This is a genomic window from Pseudomonas sp. S34, from assembly GCF_009866745.1.
GTDB classification, from domain to species: domain Bacteria; phylum Pseudomonadota; class Gammaproteobacteria; order Pseudomonadales; family Pseudomonadaceae; genus Aquipseudomonas; species Aquipseudomonas jessenii.
Map to the genome: position 1 here is coordinate 118973 of NZ_CP019398.1, position 6556 is coordinate 125528.

6 protein-coding genes are annotated in these 6556 nt (G+C 58.2%); 2 read left to right on the forward strand and 4 right to left on the reverse strand.

Annotated features, from left to right (window positions below; translation table 11 throughout):
* Positions 1-3: 3 nt before the first annotated feature.
* The 3 genes from PspS34_RS00600 to PspS34_RS00610 all read right to left on the reverse strand — a co-directional run bounded on the left by PspS34_RS00600 (position 4) and on the right by PspS34_RS00610 (position 3140).
* Entirely contained in the window at positions 4-933 is a 930-nt protein-coding gene (locus PspS34_RS00600) for a diiron oxygenase (protein WP_090452364.1), read from the reverse strand.
* Entirely contained in the window at positions 930-1706 is a 777-nt protein-coding gene (locus tag PspS34_RS00605; RefSeq protein ID WP_150815189.1) for a DUF3050 domain-containing protein, read from the reverse strand. The genes PspS34_RS00600 and PspS34_RS00605 overlap by 4 nt, the downstream gene beginning before the upstream one ends.
* A gap of 723 nt (positions 1707-2429) precedes the next feature.
* Complete coding sequence (locus PspS34_RS00610; RefSeq protein WP_154862440.1) at positions 2430-3140, reverse strand: GntR family transcriptional regulator; 711 nt, start codon at positions 3138-3140, stop codon at positions 2430-2432.
* A gap of 196 nt (positions 3141-3336) precedes the next feature.
* Here PspS34_RS00610 and lapG point away from each other — a divergent pair, with 196 nt between their 5' ends.
* Positions 3337-4029 (forward strand): cysteine protease LapG, encoded by a 693-nt coding sequence (gene lapG / locus PspS34_RS00615; protein ID WP_150815187.1) that lies wholly within the window; start codon positions 3337-3339, stop codon positions 4027-4029.
* Positions 4030-4043: 14 nt separating this feature from the next.
* Positions 4044-5990, forward strand: coding sequence for a cyclic di-GMP receptor LapD (gene lapD, locus PspS34_RS00620; protein WP_154862439.1), 1947 nt, complete (start codon positions 4044-4046; stop codon positions 5988-5990).
* A gap of 82 nt (positions 5991-6072) precedes the next feature.
* Here the strand turns inward: lapD and PspS34_RS00625 are convergent, their stop codons facing one another.
* The gene (locus PspS34_RS00625) at positions 6073-6411 is read right to left on the reverse strand and encodes a tryptophan synthase subunit beta (protein ID WP_150815185.1); all 339 of its coding nucleotides are present in this window, start codon (positions 6409-6411) and stop codon (positions 6073-6075) included.
* Positions 6412-6556: the final 145 nt, after the last annotated feature.

Consider the following 6556-nt stretch of genomic DNA (forward strand, 5'->3'; position numbering starts at 1 on the left):
TCGTCAAACCAGGTAGTCGCTGAGGGCGGTTTGTACGCACGGCGAATCGAGCAACGAACTGCTGTGGAAAAACCGCACAATGTTGGCCACCAGCGGGTGATGGCGACTTATCGGGAAGGCCAGTGCCGATACTTCGTTCCTGAGGGCGTGGCGCGCCGCGTCATTGATCTGCAGTGCGTCGATCAGGCAGAAGTCGAAGGATTTCTGGATGTCGTTGGTCAGGTAATGAGTAATGAACACCGGCAAGATCTGGGCGATGCACTGGCGGTCGTCTGCACTTGCGGCATGCCAGTAGATGCGTACCAGCCGCGCCCAAAAACCGGAGTGACGCCCCTCGTCCAGCAAGTGATCGGCCATCAGGCCCTTGATCGATTGCTTGACCGTGTCGTCCTTGGCAAATGCGGCGACATCACCGGTCACCGTGTTTTCGGCGATGGCCACGCAGATCAGTTCTACAGCGCTACGCAGGTGCTCCGGTGCGAGCGCCACGGCCGCCGGTATTGCTCGGCTCAGTTCGATTTCATCCGGCAATTCAATGGGGGTGATGCCGGTCAACGCGATGGTCTGTTGCATGAAATCCATCGCCACCAGTGCGTGATAATCCTCGTCCACCACGACAGTCATGGCGTCGTAGCGGCAGGCGAACGGGAACTCGACCGCGAAGCGATTCTTGGCGATGCTGCGGGCGGTTTTGTCGACGATCTCGGTTTCGAAGATCACCACATCGTTGATGAACTTGTAGAGGGTCTGCACCAGGGCGAAGTCGCGCTGTTCCGGGCATTGGCGCACAAAGGTTTCGCTCAGCACCAGCGGTTGGCGGCTCAACGGGTAGATCAGTTTGTCGTCGTTTTCCAGCACACGGCGCGGGCGGGTGCGGATGGTCGCGCGGCTCTCCCAGGCATCAGCGAAGGATTGGTAGTCTGCGGCGTTCATGCGCTCACCTCCGTGACGGATGCGTTCATGCTCAGGCGCAACCCGTCCCACAGGGCGATACGACTTTCCACGGCTGCGATGGCGCTGGCGTATACATCTTCCTGCCGTTGCGGGTCGCTATCGACCAGTCGCGACAGGAGCTTTTCCGCTGCCGGGCCGTGGTCCTCGGAATCGACCTCAATGTGCCGTTCGAGGTAGTACCGGAAAGTCGGTGCCTGTTCGATACCGATGCCCCAATCGTCGAGGATGCGCTGGAACATCTGCGGGATAACGCTCTCGCGACCGTGCAGAAACGCCGCCGCCACACTGTGACCCGGTGCATGCAGTGCGGTGTGTAGCGTATGGCGAACGAAATCCGCGGCCGCCGGATCGACCTTGATGCTCTGCAATGCCACGTCGTAGCTCACACCCTCTTGCTGCAGGGCCACGAAGCGTTCGATGGCAACGGTACAGGCGCCGACCTCGCGCATTGCATCCAGGTACAACTCGAAGTGGCTGTAATGACCCCGGGCCGGACGATCATCCGACTCCTCACCCAGTACGATCTCGTTGATCAACCGCGCGGCCTGGGGATCCTGCGGTGGCAGCCAGGGCAGTCGCACGCAGGTCAATTCCTGTTGCAGACGCTTGGTCAGCGACATGAAGTCCCATACGGCAAACACGTGGGTTTCCATGAAGCGTCGCAGGACCGGCAGCGAATGTATTTCAGAGAAGATCGGGTGCTCGCTAAGTTCTGATTTTTTTTGAAGCAGACGTTCTTTAGTTGGTTTCATGGATGAGCCTGTAAATGATCCGGGGTGAGAAGTAATCAAGCACTGAAGTTCGCTGGAAGTTTTCTCCTGGCGAACGGGTACCTCAAACGTATTGATCTTTTTCAGTGCTATTGATGCCGAGTAGCTGAGGCGTTACTGCCGTTTGTGGCTGGCGGCGAAGAAAAACTAATACACATATAAAGTCTTGATCAAGTTGTTTTGTTGTTATTTCAATATTCAACTTTTTCGAAGATGAAAAGTTCCAATAAAACTTCTTATATTGGTTTTATTTTGGCGTAGTTACTCCTTCCGGCTTATGTAAGTCAGAATTAAATAAAGAGTGAATGCCTCACTCGAAGTAACTTTTTACGGGCGTCGTTGTGGGTGTCTGAGGGGGTGGAAGTGGGTCGCGAGTGATACCGATCCTTCCGTTCCCGTGATGAGGCTCCTTCCTTCGCTTCTGGGGACAGAGACTGCTCCATTCGCACGGAGCGTCACCCGTTTTTTGTCCTGGTTATCCAGAGTGGGCGTAAATCGAGGTGGCCGCCATTACTGAGGCATCACGCAAACGTTGCAATGGTCGGGTTTTAAGGCGGCGGGGCGTTGGGGCGCGGTATGGCGCCGCAAGGGTGGTGTGGTATGGGGGCGGGGGATTTGTAATCAAATCATTCGCGGAGCATTTGGGGGGATGCGCGGCAAGCGAGGAAAACCCTTCGGTACATTCCCCGGGCTTGCCGCCGCGGGCTACTTCGACCTGTTCCTGGCCTGGACTTCAGGGCTGTTGAGGTAGCGCGTAATGACCTCGACCCCTCGGTTCAGGTGATGCTCGAGCAGCTGCACGGAGTGTTCGACGTCCCGGGCTTCGGCTGCCTGCAACAGTGCCTTGTGGTCATCCTGGGAGAGTTTGCCCAGGCCCATGGCTTCCAGGTTGAAACGCAGGAACCGTTCTTCTTCGGTCAGGCCGTCTTCGACCAGTTTCAACAGCCGGCGATTCGGCGCCCGGGTGTAAAGCGTCATGTGGAACAGGCGATTGAGCCGACCGATTTCGGTGTAGTCGCTTTCCATTTCCAGTGCATCGATGTAGCGGGCAGCCTGTTCGAGATCTTCGTCCTGGAGCAGTGGTACCGAGAGACGCAGGGCTTCGGATTCCAGCAGGATGCGCAGCGCATAGGTTTCCACGGCATCGCCCTGTACCAGCGGCGCGACCACGGCGCCCTTATGGGCAACCACATTGAGCAACGATTGTGCTTCGAGTTGGCGCAAGGCTTCGCGTACAGGCATGCGGCTGACGCCGAACAGGTCGGCGAGGTCTTGCTGTCGCAAGGCCGCACCGCAAGGAATGCGCCCGTCGAGTATGGCCGCGCGCAGGGTTTCTTCGATCACCGAGCGTGCCATGTGTGCAGGAATCGGCCCGTTGACCTTGATACTGCTGAGAGGGTTGGGCTTTTGTGTCACTAAACGCACCCTGATTGATGGAATATTTTTGGATCCAAATGACACTAGTGACTGGCTGACTGCTTGTCAAACAAGCTCTGGAGTGCCTTTCTTCCAGTTTAGCGCGCCGCCAGTGATCTCACAGTGCCATTGTCTTTTTCCGGGCTAACCTTCACCATTCGAACGACTCCCTCCTGCCTATCCAGGATGCCTCGCATTGGTGGCAAGTTTAACGATCCCCCGGGTTTTACGCTGGCTGTGCAGCGCATTGCTGCTGACTGGCGTGATGCTGGGCAGCTTGAGCGCCGATTGGGATTTTTCCCTGATCAGCCGGCGAGCGCAGGCATTGTACGGACCTTTGGGAGAAGGTCAGCAGCGCATTAATGATTGGCAATACTTGTTGACCAGCCAGAAGCAGCTCGGCGAGCTGGAACAACTCAATGTGGTCAATCGCTTCTTCAACAAACAGCTGCGATACGTCGAAGACATGGATCTGTGGCATGAAGTCGACTACTGGGAAACCCCGATCGAAGCCCTCTGGAAAGGCGCCGGCGACTGTGAGGACTACGCTATTGCCAAGTACTTCAGCCTGCGACACCTCGGTGTAGCCAGTGAAAAGCTGCGTATCACCTATGTCAAGGCACTGACCCAGAACCGTGCGCACATGGTGCTGACCTACTACTCGAGTCCGGAGGCCGAGCCCCTGGTGCTCGACAGCCTGATTGATGCAATCAAGCCGGCCAGCCAGCGAAAGGATTTGCTGCCGGTCTACTCTTTCAATGCGGAAGGGATGTGGTTGCCGGGTGCCAAGGGCAATAAAAAGGTCGGCGATACCAAACGCCTTTCGCGTTGGCAGGATGTGTTGAAAAAAATGCAGGCCGAAGGATTCCCGGTCGAGACGACTAACTAGGAGCACGTGCTCAGATGTCTTTGTTCAAACAGCTGTTGATTGCTATCTGTCTGTTCCTGGTGGTCGCCTTCACCGGTAGTTTCATGGTCAGCCTGGAGAGCTCGCGTACTCAGTACGTCAACCAGTTGCGCTCCCATGCCCAGGACGCCGCGACGGCGCTGGCGCTGTCCCTGACACCGAACATCGACGACCCGGCGATGGTCGAGTTGCTGGTCAGCTCGATTTTCGACAGCGGTTACTACGCGAGCATCCGCGTGGTCGATGTGAAAACCAATCAGCCCCTGGTCGAGCGCACGGGCATTCCGGCGATCAACAATGTTCCGGACTGGTTCGTCAAACTGATCGGCCTGGAGCCCGCCGGTGGTGATGCGATCGTCAGCCGTGGCTGGGAGCAGGCTGCCCGGGTCGAGGTGGTCAGCCACCCAATGTTCGCGCTGGCCAAGTTATGGCAAAGCGCTTTGGGCAGCCTGGGCTGGTTGCTGCTATGTGGCGCGGTCAGTGCGGTACTTGGCGCATTGTTGCTGCGTCAGCAATTGAAACCGCTGGATTACATGGTCAAGCAATCCCACGCCATCGCCCGGCGGGAATTCCTCAGTCTGCCAGAACTGCCGCGCACCCCCGAACTTCGCCGGGTAGTGCAGGCCATGAACCAGATGGTCGAGAAGCTCAAGGCACTCTTCCAGGAGCAGGCCGAACGCAGTGAAAAACTTCGGGTCGAGTCCTATCAGGACTCGTTGACCGGGTTGGCCAACCGGCGTTATTTCGAGATGCAATTGAATGCGCGGGTAAGCAACCCGGAGCAGGCCAGTTCCGGTTACCTGCTGTTGTTGCGGGTCAAGGATCTGGCCGGTCTCAACCAGCGCCTTGGTGGTCAGCGCACCGATGAAGTGCTCAAGGCCGTCGGCGAGCAATTGTCCCGCGAGTGCGCCAAATACCCGGAAACCCAAAACCTGGTCACCCGTATCCGTGGTGGCGAATTTGCCGTACTGGCACCGGGACTGGTGCGCACAGAAGCGCTGCAATTGGCACAGAACCTCGACAGCGCCTTGGCCAGTCTTCACGCTACCGGCGCCACCGATGTGGCTGCCGTAGCCTCTATCGGCCTGGCGCCTTTTGCTCACGGCGACTCGCCGCAAGCCGTGCTTAGCCTCGGCGATCAGGCACTGGCCCAGGCCGAAGGCCAGGGCGAGCAAAACTGGGCCTGTATCGAACACAGCCTTGCGGCCAGTGTCGGCGACGATCACCACGCCTGGCACCTCATGCTCGACCAGGCGCTGACACAGCAACGTTTCGAGCTGTATTTCCAACCGGTAGTGGCCGCCCAGGACACGCAACTGGTGTTGCACTACAAAGTGTTGTCGCGGCTGCTCGACGAACACGGCCAGACCATCCCCGCCGGGCGTTTTCTGCCTTGGCTGGAGCGCTTCGGCTGGACTGCACGTCTGGATCGGCTGATGCTCGAGCGGGTATTGGAGCAAATGAGCGGGCATGAGGAATCGCTGGCGCTGAACCTGTCGTCGGCTACCCTGGCCGATCCGCAGGCGCAAAACAAAATCCTCGAGATACTGCGCTCGCATTCCAACCTCGGCCCGCGTCTGACCCTGGAAATTGGCGAAGAGCAACTGCCTGATCAGGCAGTGCTGGAGCAACTGACCCGGCGTCTGCGCGAACTGGGGTTCTCCCTGAGCCTGCAACGTTTCGGTGGCCGCTTCAGCATGATCGGCAACCTGGCCCGGCTGGGTCTGGCGTACCTGAAAATCGATGGCAGCTACATTCGGTCGATTGATCTGGAGAGTGACAAACGCCTGTTCATCGAGGCGATCCAGCGAGCGGCGCACAGCATTGACTTGCCCCTGATTGCCGAGCGGGTCGAGACAGAAGGGGAATTGTCGGTGATTCGCGAGATGGGGCTATATGGTGTGCAGGGCCAGCTGTTCGGCGAGCCCAAGCCCTGGAAGTAACTCTTGGCGTCGGGTTGTCAGTGACGCCTTCATCGCGGGCAAGCCCGCGACGACGGCTGGAACAGTCACTGAAGATCGATGATCAGATCAACCCGCTTTCATTCTCATCGATCAACTGACTCAACCCACCCAACGCCTCACGCGCCTGGGTCCGGTCCATCAGTTTGGCCTGGGCCGCCGGTGGCAGGTCGGTGACACGGATCACGCCTTTTTGGGTCAGCACCTGAATCAGGTCATCGAGTACCCGAATCATTTCAAAGTCGCTCTGCTTGAGCTGTTTGAGGCTGTTTTCCACAGCCGCGTTGGCAAACCAGGCCAGGATTTCATGATTGTCGGCCGCCAGCGTTTCCGTGGCCTCGGCGTAGGCGGCGGGTTCCACGCGTACCAACAGGCCCTGCGCATCGCGTTGCACGTAAAACATTGAGCATCCCTCAGAATTGAACCAGCGTCGTGCTGTCAGCAGCATAGGTCAACTGCGCGCCAGTATGTGGCGCGGCGACGAAATCGTCACCGGGCAGTGGACGCAAACATGACGGCCGCCCCCTAAGGACGGCCGTTTTCGTGCA